This is a genomic window from Buttiauxella noackiae (assembly GCF_000737905.1).
In the GTDB taxonomy this organism is placed as follows: domain Bacteria; phylum Pseudomonadota; class Gammaproteobacteria; order Enterobacterales; family Enterobacteriaceae; genus Buttiauxella; species Buttiauxella noackiae.
The window spans coordinates 1,701,148-1,721,150 of sequence record NZ_JPRU01000001.1; the positions used below are offsets into that span (position 1 = coordinate 1,701,148).

The following is a 20,003-nucleotide window of genomic DNA, read 5'->3' on the forward strand; positions in this document are numbered from 1 at the left end:
CTCAGAAAGAGTAACGCTCACCAAAGGCGAGCAGAGCCTTCTCAAAACATTCAAACGGCGGATGGACAATCCCGGCGCCAATCATGCCGATGCCCGCATCTTTGTGGGCAATGGCCGTGTTGATAACCGGCAAAATGCCGCTGTTGCCCACACGCGTAATATCTATGGCGGTTGGGATACCCATAAACGACAGCAATGGAATGGTGACGTTCGGGTTTTCGCCGAGCGTTATCTCACGCATCTGGCGCGAGAAATCGATAGCTTCATCTACCGTGCCGCCCACCAGCGCAACGATTGCCGGAGCCGTTGCCATTGCGAAGCCGCCGATGCCGTAGGTTTCAGTAATCGCGCTATCGCCGATATCCAGGCCAGAATCTGCCGGTTTATAACCCGCAAACATCGGGCCAATCACCTGCTGAGCCGGGCCGGTAAACCACTGCCCCGGCAGGCCACTAACACGCAGGCCAAATTCCACGCCGTTACGCGCCATTGTAGTAACCACGGTGCTGTATTCGATGCCGTGCGCCGCGTCCATTGCTGCTTTGCACATCGCCATCCACGTTGGGCCGGAGAAGTAGTCGCTGCTGGCGACAAAATCGAACACTTCTTTCTGTTGTGCGACGGTGAAGTTGGTCTGAATGATCCACGGCGTGAGCGCCTGAATCAGCAATGTGGTGCCGGCGTTGTTGCGGTTGTGGCACTCGTCGCCCATATGCAGTGCTTGCGCCAGCATCAAACGCAGGTCGATTTCACCCGCAAGCTTCATGGCATCTCGCAGCATTGGGCCGAGCACATCACGCATCCAGAAAAGGCGGTCGATAACACTCTGGTCGTTAGCGCCCATGCGCAAGATCTTCGCCATCTGCTCGCTGAGGTTGGTATAAGCGCGGTTACCGTAAGTTTTGTTTTCGACGATATGCATAAACATCGATGCGGAAGTCACGCCCGCCATCGAACCCACGCAGTCGTGCTCGTGGCATGGTGAGAAGATAATCTCACCTGATGCTGCCAGCTGCGCGGCCTCATCAATATTTGCCGCCAGGCCTTCAAACACCAGCGCCCCGGTGACAGCTCCTTTCATCGCGCCACACATATCTTCCCAGGCAACAGGCGGCCCGGCGTGAAGAATGGTGTTGCGCGTCATACCCGGAACCACGTTAATCGCCTGGTCGTAACCCACCAGAACAGGCTGCGACTGGATGATGCGCTCGACGGCCAGTTTGTTTGCTGCTGCTACTTTTTCGGCAAGTGCCGGAGCGGCGATGGAGTCTAGCGCGTTAACGACCGCTAAATTACCCTGCCCCGGTGGCGTCCAGTCCAGTTGTGTAACGGGAACGTTCTGCTTTTTCAAATCGTCGCTGAACATTGCAATGCCAACGTTAATCACGTTTAGCGGTTGGGTGAATAAACTCATTGTGCTTTCTCCTTGCAAACAAACTCACGCGCAAGCAAACCGGTGTTGGTGCTGCTACTTGCCCAGATAACGCCCGCATCCGTCAGCATCTGGCACTGCTTTTCAAGCGAAGGGGTATCCAAATCGGTGCCCAACACGTAGCCCAGGATTTCCAGGTTACGCTCTTCGCGTGCGGCAATGGCTTTCGCTTCTTTGATGGCGTCAAGCATCACACCAACCGGGTCCTCATGGGAGCCAAAGCCCAGGACGAAGTCCATTACAATCACGCCGACTTCCGGATCACGCGCTTCCTGCAACAGGCGACTAATACGGTTGGTTGGGTCAATCATCGGGTGCGGTTTGCCGTTGGTGAAATCGTCATCGCCAAAATCGAGGAAGGTGTGGGCGATGCTGACATTCACGTCTTTAAGGCGGTATTCAGGATTCGGCTGGATATTGCTGTAAACGTCCGGGTATTTTTCCAGTGCCGCAAACATCGCTTCGTCACACAGCGTGCCGCCACAGAACAGCGCACGAATGTACTTTTGCTCAGGTTTCATGCGCGCACGGACTTCTTCAATCAACGGCCAGTTGAGCGGGTGTAAATCCAGCGACTCTTTTTTAATTCCGGTCAGCAGAACGGCTTTCAGCGCGGCTTCTTTCGTCGCACGGGCAAACTGCAAACCTGCTTCATCTTCACGAGCGTCTGTAGTACCGAGGAAGCAAACTACCACCGGTTTGCGGCAAGCTTTGGCCCTCTCCAGCACTTTACGTGCTACGGTTTCAGCTGGTGGCTTGGAAACCAGAACAATCACTTCAGTTTGTGCGTCATCTTCCAGCATCTGGATTGCATCGAGCATCATGATGCCGCCGATTTTCTCGCTTAAATCGCGCCCACCGGTGCCGATGAGTTGTGAAATACCGCCGCCAAACTCATGAATGCGCACGCTCAATTCCTGGCTGCCAGTACCGGACGCACCAACGATACCAATCGAACCACGGCGTACAGCGTTGCCAAAGCACAGCGCGGCACCGTTGATAATTGCAGTGCCACAGTCCGGCCCCATCATCAACAACCCTTTGCTGTGAGCGAGTTGCTTGAGCGCCAGTTCGTCATCAAGCGAAACGTTATCGGAAAACAGCATCACGTTGAGGTCATTTTCCAGCGCCTGGCGCGCTTCACGGGCCGCGAATGCACCGTTGACGGAAATCACCGCAAGGTTAGTTTCCGGGATATTGTTATGTGCACTAGCAAGGGTTGCGTAACGCGCTTCGTGGCGGGAATTGCCGCTGTCTTTGCGGGTGAATAGCCCTTCAATGGCTTCAAGCGTGGCGTCGTTCGCCGTATCGCTCGCGCCTTTAATCACAATCATCAGGTCGCCGTTTTTCGCCTGTTCCAGCTCATCGTTTAACAAGCCGAGGTTTTTTAATACCCCTTTGTTCATCTCGGTCGCCATCGCGACAAACGCCTGTTCCACACCCTCAAGCTGGTTAGCTTTGGTTGAAATAGACATCAGTGAGACAGAATCAAAATAGGTATTCTTTTTAATCACAATCCTGGTCGACATAATTTCCTCCGTTATTTCGGGTCAAAAAGAAGGCATCCGCCATGCCGCAAAGCATGTCGCATCCTGAACTTGACCCTATTTTTTTAATTTCGTTAATAGATCGCTGAATATTGTCTAAATCACCATTGACCACCTGATAAATAAAACCATAAATAGTTTCACGATAACGTTGGTCAATAGCTTCACGCAGCGTAATAGCGCTTAGCTGCGTGGTTTTATGTTTTTCTCTCTCCAGCACGGAAATAAAAACCTCACGATATTTCCGCGCGGGGTGCCCGGCAATAAATAAAACCGCACTTAATCCCGCCAGATAATCATCACCGGATGGTGTCAGCCCAATACCTAAACCCAGCAATCCACTTATTTCATTTTCAATCGCAGCGCAATTCCCTTTATTTAGCGCTGATATAAGCTGCTTGCGGTGTAATTGCAGCAGGCGACTCGTTTCCTGGTAAAAAATATTATCGCCATGAAAATAAAATAGTGACGAACTTTGTATGACACTGGCCTGTGTCATTTGTGCAAGGTTTTGCCAGTCGGTCTGTTTTATTCGTGTGTGGCTTAGAAAAAGCGCTTCAGGTTCCCAGCGTGTACAGCGCGAGAAATCGATGCGCTTATCTGTGCCAATATCAATGCCGTTACTGTGAAAACTAACCCGTTCACCGGGCTTAAAATGGCTCTGACAATGCTCTACTGCTAAACGACAGCTATTTGGTGCGTTATCACAATCGGTACTGAGCAGAGTGAAGATTTGTTGCCTGGCAGGGAGCTGAATATTCACCGCCCGGCCAAACACCTGCTCAACATAACCTTTTGTTTCACCGTATAAATCCGGGGCGAAAAAAACGCTATCTGCCGTTTGTGCAAAAAGGCACTGCCGCTGAAGATATCCGGCGATAGTGCATCTCCTGTTCAGGCCCCGGCGTTAACCAGCAGCTCGGCAATCTCGTGATAACCTTTTTCTCGCGCAAGAGACAGTGGCGATTTGCCATATTTATCGGTCATGTGTGGGTTGGCACCGTGATCGAGCAGTAGTTTGATAATCTCTTGCTGTTTCGCCCCACCATCATTGAGCACGATGGCTTCAAGCAATGGCGTCCAACCAACAAAATTAGTGTGGTTAACGTTAATTTCAGTGCGTGTAACTAACTCACGGACAATTTCAACGTGACCTTTTTCGCTGGCAGGAGTAATTCCCACGCCGCCAAAGCGGGATAAACAATTCAGATCGGGATTTGCTGGTAATACCAAACGTAATAATGTCAGGTCGTTATTAAGACAACTCAGCAAGAAGGGATTAAAACAGGTTTGATCTTGTTTATTGATATCAGCACCGGCTCCAATTAAATATTCCACACAGTCATATTTTTTGTGAAGGCTGGCCAGTGTAATTGCGGTACGCCCCTGGCGATTGGTGGCGTTAATATCTGCACCATCACTGAGACATTGTTTTAGATTTTCCAGATGCCCCTGCTCTGCTGCACTTAGAAATTCTGCAATAAGTTCTTTCTGAGACATATCCATACTCCCATACTTTGCTATTTCTGATGAATTGAGAATAGCAACACTATGACCGCTTTAACATCCGTTTAAAATTCATTCATCGTTAATGACAGCATTATTGAATAACTTTCAACAATGTGAGCAAAATGTGCGATAGAGCAATCTTTTACCTATGATAGAAGAGCTTTCAGCGCCCTTTATCTCTCACTATGAGGAACGCCGTCAGCCCTTGCAGATAGCGGGATAAATGAGATCCAAGAAGTGTGATGTTCTTCAAATCAGTTGTAACGGCAGTGTTAAATATGGTTCAAGTAAAAGTCGCGGATCATAAGGAATACAAATACATTCAACAATAGGATTGGGTAGCTGTCGGATGACGCTGCACTTATCCGACCGACGGGAGTGGCGCATGAATTCCATTTTTACCGAAGAGAACCTGCTGGCTTTCACCACCACGGCGCGGCTTTCAAGTTTTAGTAAGGCCGCGGTCGAACTGGATGTCACGACCTCCGCCATCAGCTACACCATTAAGCGGATTGAGACGTACCTTGATGTGGTGCTGTTTGTGCGCAATACCCGCAGTATTGAACTGACCGAATCCGGTTTCTATTTCTATCGCAAAGCGACCGAACTGCTTAACGATTTCCATGCCATAAAACGCGGTGTCGATACCATCTCGCAAGGCATTGAGGTGAAGGTACGTATCTGCATCAACCAACTGCTTTACACCCCGCGCCACACGGCAAAGCTGCTGCAAATACTCAAAAAGCAGTTCCCTACCTGCCTGATTACTATCACCACCGAGGTGTACAACGGGGTGTGGGACTCAATTATCAATAACCAGGCAAATATTGCGATTGGTGCGCCGGATACGTTGCTCGACGGTGGTGGGATTGATTACACGGAAATCGGCGCGATTCACTGGGAATTTGCTATCGCCCCAACCCACCCGCTGGCATTTATGCCGGAGCCCATTTCTGAAAGCCAGCTGCGCTTGTATCCCAATATCATGGTTGAAGACACGGCGCTGACGCTCAATAAAAAGGTGGGATGGCTGCTGCATGGGCAAGAAGCGATTCTGGTGCCCGACTTCAACACCAAGTGTCAGTGCCAGATTCTGGGAGAAGGCGTTGGTTTTTTACCAAGCTATATGGTGCGCGAGGCTCAGGATAGCGGCCTGTTGGTGACACGCCAGATAAACAACCCACGCCAGGATTCACGAATGCTGCTGGCAACCCAGCACGCAGCCACCGGGCAGGTAACCCGCTGGATTAAAAAGCAGTTTGCGCCGGGCGGGTTGCTGACGGAGATTTATCAGGATTTGTTGCATCGGGATTGAGCAATAACACACCGAGAAACAAAGGTGGATGTCGCTTAAGCTCGTCCACCCTGCAAACTTATTAAATCTTCAGCTTCAGCTGCTCCGCCACACGTTTTGGCAGCGCAAAGCGGCAGGTTTTCAGTGGGTCAACTACCTGGCAAATCTGCAAATCGCCGCTGATGCTCAGCAGGTTGATGGCGTCAGGCAATGTCACATCAGTGTTGTCGGCAATAAAGTGCGCCATATTGCGCGTAGCAAGTGCGGCAGCGTCGTCCAGCGTTAATGCTGATGCCAGCGTGAAGATGGAGTCACCGTTTTCCAGCATTGGCGTTGGTAAGCGGCGGTTTTTAATCACGCTAAGATTCACCACCACATCACCAGCCACTTCCAGGCCACACACCGACACTTCCCCATCGCCCATTGCCGCATGCAGATCACCCAAGGCAAATAACGCCCCTTCGACGTTAACCGGCAAATAGAGGGTGCTACCGGCGGTGATCATCTTGCAATCCATATTGCCGCCGTGGCTATCCGGCGTACCGCAAGAAATCGCCTCACCCGCAGGTGCTACACCGATTACGCCAATCATCGGGTTAATCGGCACGCTCACCCCACCAGGCAATTGTGCTTCACCGTTATCAATCGGCACCACCAAAATGCGCGGTTCGGTAAGCTCATCACCAATCACGCCAAGTTGTGGAGCAGTCACCATCACCGCCTGATTGCCACGTAGCTCGATGCTTTTAATTTCAACTTTCAGCACATCACCTGACTGTGCGCCTTCAATAAACACCGGGCCGGTGGCGGGGTTAATGCGCTGCCAGTCAAGCTGGTTAAATACAGCATCAGCCGTCTGAATCTGATCAGAAAAGCAGTCGCAGGTAGCAAAGCTGACGTCTGTATTGGTTGAAATCGTCGCCACAGGCGCGTTTTCACGGCTCATAGCGTAAATGACCTGGGTGTTGGCAATTTTTAACATAGTGAATCCTGATTGTGTGTCTGAAGTGTTAGCGATACAGCTTTTGTTTTAGTCTGATTTTTATAGCAAGTTAGCGCGCGGCTGTCAGGAGTCAATCCATTTCCACCCGGCAAATACCTCGCAAAACGGCCTTACTCCGCACAGTAAATGCACACACTCTATTTATGGTTATTTAAAAAAACAAAACTCTACTCATTAAGTAGCGGTTTGTTACCCAATGTTTAGCGATTTGATTTTACTCAATAATCCTTCTTTTTTAGTTGCTATTTTCGCCGTCATTCATACGTCATAACAATGAGGTTAGGATGGACGTCAGTCGCAGAAAGTTTTTTAAAATCTGTGCAGGCGGGATGGCAGGGACAACAGTAGCCGCTCTTGGTTTTGCACCGAAAATGGCGCTCGCGGAAACACGCAACTATAAATTGCTGCGTGCCAAAGAGACGCGTAATACTTGTTCCTACTGTGCCGTTGGGTGCGGTTTATTAATGTACAGCATGGCCGGGGATGGTTCAGGCAATGTCAAATCCAGTATTTTCCACATCGAAGGTGACCCGGATCACCCGGTAAGCCGCGGTGCCCTTTGCCCGAAAGGCGCAGGTTCTCTCGATTATATTCACAGCGAAAGCCGCCTGACTTACCCGGAATATCGCGCGCCAGGCTCCGACAAGTGGCAGCGCATCAGCTGGAATGATGCCTTAACGCGCATCGCCCGCCTGATGAAAGACGACCGCGACGCAAACTTTGTTGAGAAAAACGAACACAACGTGACGGTGAACCGTTGGCTGACTACCGGGATGCTCTGCGCCTCGGCCGCCAGTAACGAAAACGGCGCGCTGACCAACAAATTTGTTCGGTCGTTGGGTATTCTTGGCGTAGATAACCAGGCACGCGTCTGACACGGACCAACGGTAGCAAGTCTTGCTCCAACATTTGGTCGCGGTGCCATGACGAACCACTGGATCGACATGAAAAATGCCAACGTTATCGTCGTGATGGGCGGTAATGCGGCAGAAGCTCATCCCGTTGGTTTCCGCTGGGCGCTGGAAGCGCAAAAAAACAACGATGCAAAAATTGTCGTTGTCGATCCGCGCTTTACCCGTACCGCTTCAATTGCAGATGTCTATGCCCCAATCCGTTCGGGCACCGATATTACGTTCCTGCTGGGCGTGATTCTGTATTTGATTAACAACAATAAAATTAACGCCGAATACGTTAAGCACTACACCAATGCCAGCCTGCTGGTACGTGACGATTTCAGCTTTGACGATGGCCTGTTTAGTGGCTTTGACGCCGAGGCGCGTCAGTACGACAAAACCAGCTGGAACTACCAGTTTGATAGCGAGGGCATTCCGCTTCGCGATGACACCTTCACGCACCCGCGCTGCGTCTGGAATCTGCTGAAAGAGCACGTTTCCCGTTACACGCCGGATGTGGTGGAGAATATCTGCGGCACACCGCGGGAAGATTTCCTGAAAGTCTGCGAAGTGCTGGCTTCCACCAGTGCGGTTGATCGCACCACAAGCTTCCTCTACGCGCTGGGCTGGACTCACCACACCGTAGGCGCGCAGAACATTCGCTCCATGGCGATGATCCAGTTGCTGCTCGGTAATATGGGCATGCCTGGCGGCGGCGTTAACGCGCTTCGCGGCCACTCCAACGTGCAGGGCATGACCGATATCGGCCCGCTGGCTACCACGCTTCCGGGATATCTGGCACTGCCGAACGAGAAACATGTCGATCTGCAAAGCTATCTGGATGCCAATACGCCAAAAACGGTGGTGCCTGGGCAGGTTAACTACTGGAGCAACTATCCTAAGTTCTTCGTTAGCCTGATGAAGCATCTCTACGGCGACGCTGCGACCCGCGAGAACCAGTGGGGTTATGACTGGTTGCCGAAGTGGGATCAACCTTACGACGTGTTGCGATACTTCGACATGATGCATCGGGGCAAAGTGAATGGTTATATCTGCCAGGGCTTTAACCCGATTGCCTCCACGCCGGATAAAAACAAGCTGGTTGCCTCGCTCAGCAAGCTGAAATACATGGTCGTTATCGATCCGCTGGTCACAGAAACCTCTAATTTCTGGCAGAACCACGGTGAGATGAACGACGTGGATTCCGCGAGCATTCAGACCGAGGTATTCCGCCTGCCGTCCACCTGCTTTGCCGAAGAAGACGGTTGTATCGTCAACTCAGGCCGCTGGATGCAGTGGCACTGGAAGGGCGCAGATGCGCCGGGCGAAGCGCGTACCGACGGGCAAATACTGGCCGGGTTGCTCCATCATTTGCGCGAGCTTTATCGCCAGGAAGGCGGCAAAGGCATCGAGCCGCTGATGAATATGAGCTGGCACTATGACCAGTTCTTCCACCCTTCTGCTGAAGAAGTGGCGAAAGAAAACAACGGCTATGCACTAGCGGATTTGTACGACGACAAAGGCAATTTGCTGCGTAAAAAAGGCGAGCTGCTGGACTCCTTCGCTCAAATGCGTGACGACGGCACCACCTCTTCAGGCTGCTGGATTTACGCCGGAAGCTGGACTGAGAATGGCAACCGCATGGCGAACCGCGATAACGCGGATCCGTCTGGATTGGGCACCACGCTTGGCTGGGGCTGGGCATGGCCGATGAACCGCCGCGTGCTGTATAACCGCGCGTCAGCAGACCCGCAAGGTAAACCGTGGGATCCAAAGCGTCCGCTTATCGAGTGGAACGGGCAAAAATGGGTCGGCTACGACATCCCGGACTTTAACAACTCACCGCCGGAAGCCAACGTAGGGCCGTTCATCATGCAGCAGGAAGGGCTGGGGCGTCTGTTCGCGCTGAATAAGCTGGCAGAAGGACCGTTCCCTGAGCACTACGAGCCGTATGAAACGCCGCTGGGCACTAACCCACTGCACCCGAACGTGGTGTCTAACCCGGTGGTACGCATATTTGAAGCCGATGCGAAGCGCCTGGGTACGCATAAGGACTTCCCTTATGTCGGTACAACCTACCGCCTCACAGAGCACTTCCATACCTGGACCAAACACGCACGGCTTAATGCCATTGCGCAGCCAGAACAGTTTGTGGAGATAAGCGAAGGGTTGGCAAAAGCGAAAGGCATCACCACCGGTGATACCGTGAAAGTCAGCAACAAGCGCGGCTTTATTCGTGCCAAAGCGGTAGTGACACCGCGTATCAGGACGCTAAACGTCAATGGTCAGCAGGTGGAAACCGTTGGTATTCCGCTGCACTGGGGCTTTGAAGGGAGGACGCAGAAGGGCTATCTGGCCAATACGCTGACGCCTGGCGTAGGCGATGCCAACTCGCAAACGCCGGAATTCAAGGCGTTTCTGGTTAACATTGAGAAGGCGTAAGGAGCGAACTCATGTCCATGCAATCTCAGGATATTATCAAGCGTTCGGCTACTAACAGCTTTACGCCACCGCCGCAGGCTCGTGACTACAAAGATGAAGTCGCAAAGCTGATTGACGTCTCAAGCTGTATTGGCTGCAAAGCCTGCCAGGTCGCCTGTTCCGAGTGGAACGACATCCGCGATGAGGTGGGACACTGCTTGGGGGTCTACGACAACCCCACCGATCTGAGTGCCAAATCCTGGACGGTTATGCGCTTTAGCGAAACCACTCAGAACGGCAAGCTGGAGTGGCTCATTCGTAAAGACGGCTGTATGCACTGCGAAGATCCGGGCTGCCTGAAAGCATGCCCGTCTGCCGGAGCCATTATTCAGTACGCTAACGGCATCGTCGATTTTCAGTCGGAACATTGTATTGGCTGCGGCTACTGTATTGCCGGTTGCCCGTTCAACGTTCCGCGCCTGAATAAAGACGATAACCGCGTCTACAAATGCACGCTGTGCGTGGACCGTGTGAGCGTAGGTCAGGAACCTGCCTGCGTGAAAACTTGCCCGACCGGTGCCATTCACTTTGGCACCAAGAAGGCAATGCTGGAGTTGGCTGACCAACGCGTGGCAACGCTGCAAAAGCGCGGCTATCAACACGCGGGGCTCTACAACCCTGAAGGCGTTGGCGGCACGCACGTGATGTATGTTCTTCACCACGCTAACCAGCCGGAGCTGTATCACAACCTGCCGAAAGCACCGCAAATTGATACCTCGGTCAGCCTGTGGAAAGGGATCCTCAAACCGTTGTCGGCGGCCGGTTTCATCGCCACCTTCGCCGGGCTGATTTTCCATTACATTGGCGTCGGGCCGAACGAAGAGGTGGATGAAGACGAGGAGGAACATCATGACTAAGCAGAGCAAGATGATTGTCAGGACGAAGTTTATCGACCGCGCCTGTCACTGGACGATGGTGATTTGCTTCTTCCTGGTGTCGCTCTCCGGCATCGCGCTGTTCTTCCCGACGCTGCATTGGCTCACGGAAACCTTCGGTACGCCACAAATGGGCCGCGTTCTGCACCCGTTCTTCGGTGTGGCGATCTTTGTGATGCTGATGTTTATGTTTGTGCGCTTTGTGCACCACAACATTCCTGACAAACACGATATTCCGTGGGTGAAGGGCATTGTTGAAGTGCTTAAAGGCAACGAGCATAAAGTGGCGAAAGTTGGCAAATACAATGCCGGGCAGAAGATGATGTTCTGGACCATCATGAGCATGATTTCTGTGCTACTGGTGAGTGGGGTTATCATCTGGCGTCCGTACTTTGCTGGGTTCTTCCCAATTCAGGTCGTGCGCTACGGCCTGCTTATCCACGCTACATCAGCCATTATTTTGCTCCTTGCGATTATGGTGCATATGTATATGGCGTTCTGGGTAAAAGGGTCGATAAAAGGGATGATCGACGGCAAAGTTAGCCGCCGCTGGGCGCAGAAACACCATCCGCGCTGGTATCGTGCCATTGTTGCCAAAGAAGCGAAGAAAGAGAGTACCGAAGGGCTGTAATTATCCTGCCCTGCTTTCCCGAATTACGTTCGGGAGAGCAGGGATTTGAATCAGCAGATGTTTTCCCGGACAATATGTTTTTAACGCAACAATTGAGTCCGGGGATAACGACCGCATGAAACACCCTTTGGAAACCCTGATGACGGCTGGCGGTATTTTATTGCTGGCCTTCTTTTCCTGCCTGCTACTCCCCGCCCCTGCGCTAACCATTGAGCTTGCACAAAAACTCATCAAAATGTTCCACCTGCTGGATATGAACCAGCTTTACACCATCATTTTCTGTCTGTGGTTCCTGGCGTTGGGTGCCATTGAATACTTTGTGATTCGTTTTATCTGGAAGCGCTGGTTTTCGATTGAGCGGGATGCGTGAGGTTCAGTTGTAGGATGGGAATGCCGTTCTATTTTTGTCGGTTGGCGCTGCGCTTAACCGACCTACGAACGGGATTTGGTAGGGTGGATAAGCGACTAGAGCCATCCACCATTTCTGCCGCCTGGCGCTGCGCTTAACCGAACTACGAACTGCCAACGCACCTGCAGCTTGAAGTATGACGGGTGTATACCCTAAATAATTCGAGTTGCAGGAAGGCGGCAAACGAAGGAATCCCGATGAGCTTACTCAAGTAAGTGATTCGGGTGACTAAAAGCTGCCAACGCACCTGCAGCTTGAAGTACAACGGGTGTATACCCTAAATAATTCGAGTTGAAGGAAGGCGGCAAACGAAGGAATCCCGATGAGCTTACTCAAGTAAGTGATTCGGGTGACTGAGAGCTGCCAACGCACCTGCAGCTTGAAGTATGACGGGTATGTACCCTAAATAATTCGAGTTGCAGGAAGGCGGCAAACGAAGGAATCCCGATGAGCTTACTCAAGTAAGTGATTCGGGTGACTGAGAGCTGCCAACGCACCTGCAGCTTGAAGTATGACGGGTACGAATATCATTGCCGGTTGGCGCCTGATGAATACGCAACCCAAACTCATCAACCACGGCAAATATATGCTCGAAAATGTCTGCCTGAATGGCTTCGTACTCAAGCCAGGCGACTGTATTGGTAAACGCATAAATTTCTATCGGCAATCCTTCAGCCCCTGGCGCTAACTGGCGCACCATAAGCGTCATATCTTTACGGATACGTGGATGGTTTTGCAGATATTCGGTGAGATACACTCGAAACGTCCCGACGTTCGTCATACTGCGGGCGTTTAATACCGAAACGCCATCGCTATTATGCGTGCGGTTATATTCTTCAATTTCTTTGCTACGCGAGTCGATATAGGGCTTCAATAATCGCGCATTCATTAAGCGCTGTATTTCATCGGCAGAAAGAAAATGAATACTGGTGGTATCAATATTAATACTGCGTTTAATACGGCGACCGCCGGACTGCGACATTCCGCTCCAGTTTTTAAATGCATCTGAAACCAGAGCATAAGTTGGGATGGTAGTAATGGTATTATCCCAGTTACGCACTTTCACAGTTGTTAAGCCAATATCCGTTACCGCACCGTCAGCGCCAAACTTAGGCATTTCCAGCCAGTCACCCAGCTTTAACATACGGTTTGCCGAGAGCTGTATACCGGCCACCAGCCCAAGAATCGGATCTTTAAATACCAACATTAATACCGCAGCCATTGCACCGAGGCCGCTGATAAGAATCGCAGGAGATTGGCCGATAATCCTGGAAATCATCATAATGCCAATAATCAGGGAACTAATAAGCTTCACGCCCTGGAATATTCCTTTCAATGGAATATCCGACGTAATAGTAAATTTCTGTGAGAAATTATAAATAACATCCAGCAAAGAGAATAACGACAGTAAGGAATAGAGCATAATCCATAGCTGTGCGGCGATAATTAATATCTCGCTAACATCACTACCCTTTTGCAGCCACAGCACCGCCTGAATATTGACGATAACACCTTGCAGGGTTGAAGCAAGCCTGTGAAATAGCTTGTTTTCTGTGATAATTTGCAGCCATAAATGCTGACTAGTCTGTGCTCGCTTCTCAAAAGTACGCAGGACAACCCGGTGTAGAATAAAATGCACGATTAACGCAAACACAAAAATCATACCCAGCACCACTAATATCGATGTTGTTGGGTCAAGAACAATGCCAAAAGCACTTAGAAATGAAACCAAATCTTTCATAATAACTCCTTCCTGAACAACGCATATAATGGAGGGAGATGATTCTCAGTGCAACGTTGAGAGCATTTTAATTCACTGAACATTCTTTACAATATTATCATTGCATTTATGAGCAGCAGATAATTCTTATTGGGAATAATGAGATAAAAACTGTTTCCACACCCGATCATTTCCAGGCGGCTGGCTATACTCAATTCAATAATTGTCAGAACAGTGAGAGCCCAGCATGCCACTAAGTGATTTTAATCATTCTGACCCCTACACCCTCGGTATTGAGCTGGAATTGCAAATCGTCAATCCGCCAGCCAACGATCTCAGCCAGGACTCATCGCTGCTGATTGACTCTCTGAAAGACGTTGTGACAGAAGGTGAAGTCAAACATGACATCACAGAAAGCATGCTGGAAATCGCCACCGGGGTGTGTGGCGATATCGCGCAGGCTCAGGCCCAACTTTCAAGTTTGCGCCAGTATGTTCTGCAATCAGCAAGCAAACATCATCTGGCAATTTGTGGTGGCGGTACGCATCCGTTTCAAAAATGGCAGCGCCAGGAGGTATGCCAGAGCGAGCGCTATAACAAAACTCTCGAGCTATACGGCTATTTAATGAAACAGGCGACGGTATTTGGCCAGCATGTGCATGTCGGCTGTGAGAATGAAGAGGACGCTATATATTTGCTGCATGGCCTGTCGCGCTTTGTTCCACACGTCATCGCGCTATCAGCATCATCGCCGTATATTCAGGGTGCAGATACCACCTACGCCTCATCACGTTTGAATATCTTCTCGGCATTCCCCGATAACGGGCCTGCGCCTTTCGTTGGCGACTGGAACGAGTTTAAATGGATGTACCAACGCCTTGAGTCCAGCAGCATCGTTCAATCGATGAAAGACCTGCACTGGGATATTCGCCCAAGCCCCAAATTTGGCACCATTGAAGTGCGCGTAATGGATACGCCGCTGACTATTACGCGGGCAATCCATATCGCCGGATTTATTCAGGCGTTGGCACACTGGTTGCTGAGCGAACGCCCCTTTGTGCCGCGATCTGAAGACTACTTACTTTACCGTTTCAATCGCTTTCAGGCCTGCCGCTTTGGACTCGAAGGGGTGCTGACTGACGTGCGTACTGGCGAGCAACGCACAATGGCAGAAGATATTTTGCCATTGCTGGATACTCTTGCGCCTTATGCCGCCCAACTCCGGGCATCATCTGCTTTAGAGGCCATTGAAGGTTATGTGCGTAATAACGACAGTGATACACGCCGCATTCGGCAGTTTATTGCTGACGGAGGGCTTCTGACCGAATTGATGCGAGAACATTGTGAAATCTGGGCAACTGAGTAAATTTATTTACCGCCTGATGGCCTGTTGGAACCAGGCCACTGCTAATGCTAAAAATATCTATTTTATATTTTAGGTAATATCTCTTTTCACGAAATATTAACTACAGCTAAATATCGATTAACGCTTAAATCTTAGCGCCTCAACAAATAAAGAAAATGCGGTGGTATGTTGTTTACGGCTTGGGTAATACAGGTAATAACCGGGGAATGGGGCGCACCATTCTTCGAGTACTGTTACCAGCTCGCCGCGTTCAACGGCTGCTGCTACCGAATCTTCCGGAACATAGGCCAGGCCCAGCCCGACTGTGGCGGCATCAATTCGCTGACGCAGGCTGTTAAATGTCAGTTGCCCGTCGACGCGCACACGTAATTCCCTACCCTCTTTTTCAAATTCCCAGGCATACAGGCCACCCATAGTTGGCAGGCGCATATTGATGCAATTATGGTTTTGTAATTCTTGCGGGGAGTGCGGCGTGCCTTGCTTCGCGAGGTAATCAGGTGAACCCACCACTGTCATGCGCATATCCGGGCCAATGCGGACCGCAATCATATCTTTGGCGACTTGCTCACCAAGACGAATTCCGGCATCAAACCGCCCGGCAACAATATCCGTCAGGGTGTTATCAACGGTAATTTCCACTTTTATATCCGGGTAATTTCCGAGAAATGATTTCAGCACCGGCCACAGTACCGAATCCACCGCGTGTTCGCCTGCCGTGATGCGGATATTGCCTGCCGGGTTCTCACGCATTTCAATCAGCGCTTCCAGCTCACCTTCAATTTCTGCGAAAAGAGGCCCAAGGCTTTCCACCAGCTTTTCACCGGCCTGGGTTGGGGCAACGCTGCGTGTTGTGCGCGTCAGTAAGCGTAATTCGAGGCGCTCTTCCAGGCCGCGAATAGCATGGCTCAAAGCCGACTGCGATACGCCTAATTTAGCGGCAGCTTTGGTGAAGCTGCGTTCACGGGCTACCACCAGGAATGAAATCAGGTCGTTAAAGTTCTCTTTTAACATATGCAATTCTGCCGTCGGTGCATTAACAGGTGAACAGTATACGCCGATTCATGAATTCAACTCATAGCTCCTTGCGTATTTACCGGGCTAATCAGCAGTAATAACAGGCGCTAACATAGCTTTCCCGGTCCTCACAACGAAGCGTGGGGGAATCAAACCAAGGCCAACTTATCTGTCAGTCGCGCTCAGTTACCTATACTTCTGACTGGTGTTATCTCTGTTAACCCCGGCATTGAATGCCGAAGTAGAGGAAAAAATGGAAGAAAAGCTGAAAATCATCAAGGCTGGATCACAGCCATCTCAAACGGGTCCGGAAAGTTACTTCACAGGTAGAGTCCGTATTGATGCACCTTTCCAGACCACGCCTCCTGCTCGTACCGGTGGTGCCACCGTCACCTTTGAACCCGGCGCACGTACCGCCTGGCATACGCATCCACTCGGACAAACTCTGATTATCACCCATGGTCACGGCTGGTTGCAGGAATGGGGTGGTGAAATCCGCGAAATGAATCAAGGCGATATCGTCTGGATACCTGAAGGTGTGAAGCATTGGCATGGCGCGACTCCAGACAACGCTATGACACATATCGCCATTGCCGAGTCACTCAATGGCAGCCCTGTCGAGTGGCTGGAACACGTCAGCGACGATCAGTACAAAAAAAACACCCTTCATTCTTAAGTTGCCTGGGAGAACAAACATGACGATGAAAGTGCTCGGTTATGCGGCGCAATCCGCTGATGTTCCGCTTGCTCCATTCGAATTTATGCGACGCGCACCGCGTCCTGATGATGTCGTGATCGAAGTGATGTACTGCGGCGTTTGCCACTCAGACCTTCACCAGGCGCGTAATGACTGGGGTTTCAGTCAATATCCGCTGGTGCCGGGCCATGAAGTCGTTGGGCGTGTGGCCTCCGTTGGCAGTGAGGTGACAAAGTTCAAGCCAGGCGATTATGCAGGTATCGGCTGTATGGTGGACTCGTGTCGTATCTGCCATCCGTGTAAAGAGGGCCTTGAACAGTATTGTGAAGAAGGCAACGTGCAGACCTACAACGGCGTTGATCGCCACGATCATCTACCAACCTACGGTGGTTACTCACAGGCGATTGTCGCCTCAGAAGATTTTGTGCTGAAAATGCCTGAGGGTATGGATCTCAAAGGCGCGGCCCCATTGCTGTGCGCGGGTATTACCACGTGGTCGCCATTGCGCCACTGGAATGTAGGCGAAGGTAGCAATGTGGCTGTTATCGGGCTGGGTGGCTTAGGCCATATGGCACTGAAACTGGCAAATGCGATGGGGGCGGAAGTCACGCTGTTCACCCGTTCTGCGAGCAAAGAGGAAGATGCTCGCCGTCTGGGGGCACATCACATTGTGCTCTCCACCGATGATGAGCAGATGGCATCGGTAAGAAATCAGTTCGACCTGATTATCGACACCGTGCCTTACGACCACGATATCAACCCGTATATGCCAACGCTGACACTAGATGGCACGCTGGTGTATGTCGGTTTACTGGGCAATATTGAGCCGCCGGTCAGTACCTTGCCGATGATTCTGGGCCGTCGTTCGGTTGCCGGTTCATGTATTGGCGGCATCAAAGAAACCCAGGAAATGCTGGATTTCTGCGGTGAGCACGGGATTGTTTCAGATATTGAAATGATCAATATGCCGGATATCAACGCAGCCTATGAGCGGATGCTGAAAAGCGATGTGAAGTACCGTTTCGTGATTGATATGGCAACGCTGAAAGCCTGATTGCTTAAACCCTCTCTGTAAAAAGAGAGGGTATTTCTTCAAACATCACATTTCATATACAATCGCGCAACACTCGCTGTATTTGGTAGAAAGCCCTGTTGCCATCACTCTTCTCCCTTTCACGCCATAAATGGCCTTTTGCTCTCGCTTTACTGGCGATGGCGATGCTTTTTATCGCCCCGGTGATTTCAAAATCACTGGAACAACGGCGTGCGGCGACCAATGGCGAGCACCATGTAATGAGCCATTCTGACGGCATGATGATGGAGATGGGCAACATGGAAATGCCCACCGCATCCCATTTGATGCCGGGCGCGTCCTTGATGGATGATATCGCCTGTGGGTACTGCCAACTTCTGCTGCATATCCCACTGATCGTCTGGCTATTTATCCCATTTATCTGGCTTGCGTGGCGTATTTCGCGTGCGCCACCTCCTCCGGTTATCGCAGCGCTTGTGCCCCAGCATGACGATGCCGAAGCGCTGCCACGCGCGCCTCCTGTCGAACTGTCTCGTTAATACATACATCATTTAACGTCACAGCTTCACTGGAGATAACCATGTCTGTGAATCAATCTCAGCTCGCCCACCGTGGCGCGCTGCTGACGCTTTTGCGTCGTCTGCATTTCTATATTGGCCTGTTCATCGGCCCATTTATTTTCGTCGCAGCACTTACCGGCACCCTATATGTGCTGACACCACAGCTTGAGAATGCGCTTTATCATGAGGCCTTACGCACGCCAGACACCGGCCAAAACCTGCCACTTTCACAGCAAATAGCGGCTGCTCGCCAATATATTGGCGATGATGCTCGTATAGCGGCCGTGCGACCTGCCCCTTATCCCGGTGACACCACGCGCGTGCAGTTTATGGATCCGGCGCTGGGTGAATCTGAATCTCGTGCCATTTTTGTCTCACCTGCAACACTTGCCATTCAGGGTGATTTGACGGTGTATGGCACGAGCGGTGTGCTGCCACTGCGTACCTGGATTGATCAATTTCATCGCGCATTGCTACTGGGCGATACCGGAAGAATTTACAGTGAGCTTGCTGCTTCCTGGCTATGGGTTGCAGCACTTGGCGGCGTGGTGTTATGGCTGACCTCTCGGCCCAAAAGAAAGCTTAAAGTGCGGCAAACCCCGCAAAGAAAAGCGCGGCACTGGCACATTACGCTGGGTGTTGCATTGCTGCTTGGCCTGCTGTTTTTCTCAGCCACTGGGCTCACCTGGTCGCAGTGGGCAGGCGGGAATATCGACAAAATGCGCAGCTCGCTCGGCTGGATGACGCCACAGGTAAACACTGCGCTGGTGCCACAAACCGGGCATCAGCAACACGACCCTCATGCGGAACACCACGCCATGATGCCGGGCATGGTAATGCCGCAAACAGACGATACCGTCTGGGATCAGGTACTTGTAGCTGCTCGTGGCGCTGGAATTGAATCGAGTAAAATCGAAATTCGCCCAGCCCGCTCGGCAGATAAAGCCTGGACCGTGACCGAAATTGACCGCGCCTGGCCGACGCACGTCGATACCGCAGCCGTCGATCCAACAAGTTTTAAGGTGGTTGATCGTACCTGGTTCGCTGATTTCCCGCTGGTTGCCAAACTGACGCGCTGGGGAATTGATGCTCATATGGGTGTGCTTTTCGGGCTGGCAAACCAGCTGCTGCTGGCGGCATTTGGCATGGGTCTGTGCACGATGGTGATTCTCGGTTACCGGATGTGGTGGTTAAAACGCCCGGCGGCTTCTGCGAGCAACCCCGCACAAACACTAAGTGAAGCGTGGCTTGCGTTGCCCGGTACATGGCGTGCAGGTGTAGTCATTATCGCGTTGATTTTTGGCTACTGCCTGCCGGTAATGGGTGCCAGCCTGGTGCTGTTTATCATTGCTGATATTGGCCGCTGGCGCAAAAACGCGTTGAAATTGCAGACTTCGTAATTCCCTCCCCCTCTCTTTCTGATGAGGGGGAAATCGTATTCTCCAGGATCTTCCCTTCAAATATTGGTCCTACCAATCCCAGAAAAAACGTGACCTCTTTGTGCATAACGGTAAAAAAGCGCAACACCAGCATTGCCAT

16 protein-coding genes and 1 pseudogene are annotated in these 20,003 nt (G+C 51.3%); 10 read left to right on the forward strand and 7 right to left on the reverse strand.

What is annotated here, in order from left to right; all coding sequences use genetic code 11:
* Position 1: 1 nt before the first annotated feature.
* From IX31_RS07765 to IX31_RS07780, 4 genes are all read right to left on the reverse strand, one after another.
* Entirely contained in the window at positions 2-1,414 is a 1,413-nt protein-coding gene (locus IX31_RS07765; protein WP_034456829.1) for a YlbE family protein, read from the reverse strand.
* Positions 1,411-2,961, reverse strand: a complete 1,551-nt coding sequence (gene fdrA / locus IX31_RS07770; protein WP_034456830.1) for an acyl-CoA synthetase FdrA — start codon at positions 2,959-2,961, stop codon at positions 1,411-1,413. The genes IX31_RS07765 and fdrA overlap by 4 nt, the downstream gene beginning before the upstream one ends.
* Positions 2,939-3,742 (reverse strand): oxamate carbamoyltransferase subunit AllH family protein, encoded by an 804-nt coding sequence (locus tag IX31_RS07775; RefSeq protein WP_034457248.1) that lies wholly within the window; start codon positions 3,740-3,742, stop codon positions 2,939-2,941. The genes fdrA and IX31_RS07775 overlap by 23 nt, the downstream gene beginning before the upstream one ends.
* Positions 3,743-3,873: 131 nt before the next feature.
* Positions 3,874-4,479 carry an ankyrin repeat domain-containing protein gene (locus IX31_RS07780; protein ID WP_034456832.1) on the reverse strand — a complete coding sequence of 202 codons (606 nt, stop codon included), beginning with the start codon at positions 4,477-4,479 and terminating at the stop codon, positions 3,874-3,876.
* Positions 4,480-4,873: 394 nt separating this feature from the next.
* Here IX31_RS07780 and IX31_RS07785 point away from each other — a divergent pair, with 394 nt between their 5' ends.
* The gene (locus IX31_RS07785; RefSeq protein ID WP_034456834.1) at positions 4,874-5,803 is read left to right on the forward strand and encodes a LysR substrate-binding domain-containing protein; all 930 of its coding nucleotides are present in this window, start codon (positions 4,874-4,876) and stop codon (positions 5,801-5,803) included.
* A gap of 61 nt (positions 5,804-5,864) precedes the next feature.
* Here the strand turns inward: IX31_RS07785 and IX31_RS07790 are convergent, their stop codons facing one another.
* Positions 5,865-6,764: an acetamidase/formamidase family protein gene (locus tag IX31_RS07790; protein WP_034456836.1), complete on the reverse strand. Its 900-nt coding sequence runs from the start codon at positions 6,762-6,764 to the stop codon at positions 5,865-5,867.
* 305 nt (positions 6,765-7,069) lie between these two features.
* On the opposite strand from IX31_RS07790, the gene fdnG reads away from it, so the two are divergent.
* From fdnG to IX31_RS07815, 4 genes are all read left to right on the forward strand, one after another.
* Positions 7,070-10,120, forward strand: coding sequence for a formate dehydrogenase-N subunit alpha (fdnG, locus tag IX31_RS07800; RefSeq protein WP_157837363.1), 3,051 nt, complete (start codon positions 7,070-7,072; stop codon positions 10,118-10,120).
* A gap of 11 nt (positions 10,121-10,131) precedes the next feature.
* Complete coding sequence (gene fdxH / locus IX31_RS07805) at positions 10,132-11,016, forward strand: formate dehydrogenase subunit beta (protein WP_034456843.1); 885 nt, start codon at positions 10,132-10,134, stop codon at positions 11,014-11,016.
* Positions 11,009-11,665 (forward strand): formate dehydrogenase-N subunit gamma, encoded by a 657-nt coding sequence (gene fdnI / locus IX31_RS07810; RefSeq protein ID WP_034456845.1) that lies wholly within the window; start codon positions 11,009-11,011, stop codon positions 11,663-11,665. Before fdxH ends, fdnI begins: the two co-directional genes overlap by 8 nt.
* A gap of 115 nt (positions 11,666-11,780) precedes the next feature.
* Complete coding sequence (locus tag IX31_RS07815; protein WP_034456847.1) at positions 11,781-12,035, forward strand: DUF1158 domain-containing protein; 255 nt, start codon at positions 11,781-11,783, stop codon at positions 12,033-12,035.
* Between the two features lie 496 nt (positions 12,036-12,531).
* Here IX31_RS07815 and IX31_RS07820 read toward each other — a convergent pair whose 3' ends face one another.
* Positions 12,532-13,815: a mechanosensitive ion channel family protein gene (locus IX31_RS07820; protein ID WP_051880603.1), complete on the reverse strand. Its 1,284-nt coding sequence runs from the start codon at positions 13,813-13,815 to the stop codon at positions 12,532-12,534.
* Between the two features lie 226 nt (positions 13,816-14,041).
* Here IX31_RS07820 and IX31_RS07825 point away from each other — a divergent pair, with 226 nt between their 5' ends.
* Complete coding sequence (locus tag IX31_RS07825) at positions 14,042-15,160, forward strand: YbdK family carboxylate-amine ligase (protein WP_034456849.1); 1,119 nt, start codon at positions 14,042-14,044, stop codon at positions 15,158-15,160.
* A 117-nt stretch (positions 15,161-15,277) separates the two neighbouring features.
* On the opposite strand, the gene IX31_RS07830 is transcribed toward IX31_RS07825, so the two are convergent.
* Complete coding sequence (locus IX31_RS07830; RefSeq protein ID WP_034456851.1) at positions 15,278-16,171, reverse strand: LysR family transcriptional regulator; 894 nt, start codon at positions 16,169-16,171, stop codon at positions 15,278-15,280.
* Between the two features lie 256 nt (positions 16,172-16,427).
* Between IX31_RS07830 and IX31_RS07835 the strand changes: the two genes are divergently transcribed.
* From IX31_RS07835 to IX31_RS07850, 4 genes and pseudogenes are all read left to right on the forward strand, one after another.
* Positions 16,428-16,850, forward strand: coding sequence for a (R)-mandelonitrile lyase (locus IX31_RS07835; protein WP_034456853.1), 423 nt, complete (start codon positions 16,428-16,430; stop codon positions 16,848-16,850).
* A 19-nt stretch (positions 16,851-16,869) separates the two neighbouring features.
* Entirely contained in the window at positions 16,870-17,925 is a 1,056-nt protein-coding gene (locus tag IX31_RS07840) for an NAD(P)-dependent alcohol dehydrogenase (protein WP_034456855.1), read from the forward strand.
* 98 nt (positions 17,926-18,023) lie between these two features.
* On the forward strand, positions 18,024-18,443 hold the full coding sequence (locus IX31_RS07845; RefSeq protein WP_034456857.1) for a DUF2946 domain-containing protein: 420 nt from the start codon (positions 18,024-18,026) through the stop codon (positions 18,441-18,443).
* Positions 18,444-18,484: 41 nt separating this feature from the next.
* Positions 18,485-19,837 (forward strand): annotated as a pseudogene (locus IX31_RS07850) (PepSY-associated TM helix domain-containing protein); the annotation flags it as partial.
* Positions 19,838-20,003 lie beyond the last annotated feature (166 nt).

Coding starts and splice junctions, on each gene's coding strand:
- IX31_RS07765 (WP_034456829.1), bottom strand. CDS start 1,414: ATGAGTTTATTCACCCAACCGCTAAACGTGATTAACGTTGGCATTGCA.
- IX31_RS07840 (WP_034456855.1), top strand. CDS start 16,870: ATGACGATGAAAGTGCTCGGTTATGCGGCGCAATCCGCTGATGTTCCG.
- fdnI (WP_034456845.1), top strand. CDS start 11,009: ATGACTAAGCAGAGCAAGATGATTGTCAGGACGAAGTTTATCGACCGC.
- IX31_RS07780 (WP_034456832.1), bottom strand. CDS start 4,479: ATGTCTCAGAAAGAACTTATTGCAGAATTTCTAAGTGCAGCAGAGCAG.
- IX31_RS07835 (WP_034456853.1), top strand. CDS start 16,428: ATGGAAGAAAAGCTGAAAATCATCAAGGCTGGATCACAGCCATCTCAA.
- IX31_RS07790 (WP_034456836.1), bottom strand. CDS start 6,764: ATGTTAAAAATTGCCAACACCCAGGTCATTTACGCTATGAGCCGTGAA.
- IX31_RS07815 (WP_034456847.1), top strand. CDS start 11,781: ATGAAACACCCTTTGGAAACCCTGATGACGGCTGGCGGTATTTTATTG.
- fdrA (WP_034456830.1), bottom strand. CDS start 2,961: ATGTCGACCAGGATTGTGATTAAAAAGAATACCTATTTTGATTCTGTC.
- IX31_RS07825 (WP_034456849.1), top strand. CDS start 14,042: ATGCCACTAAGTGATTTTAATCATTCTGACCCCTACACCCTCGGTATT.
- fdxH (WP_034456843.1), top strand. CDS start 10,132: ATGTCCATGCAATCTCAGGATATTATCAAGCGTTCGGCTACTAACAGC.
- IX31_RS07830 (WP_034456851.1), bottom strand. CDS start 16,171: ATGTTAAAAGAGAACTTTAACGACCTGATTTCATTCCTGGTGGTAGCC.
- IX31_RS07785 (WP_034456834.1), top strand. CDS start 4,874: ATGAATTCCATTTTTACCGAAGAGAACCTGCTGGCTTTCACCACCACG.
- IX31_RS07820 (WP_051880603.1), bottom strand. CDS start 13,815: ATGAAAGATTTGGTTTCATTTCTAAGTGCTTTTGGCATTGTTCTTGAC.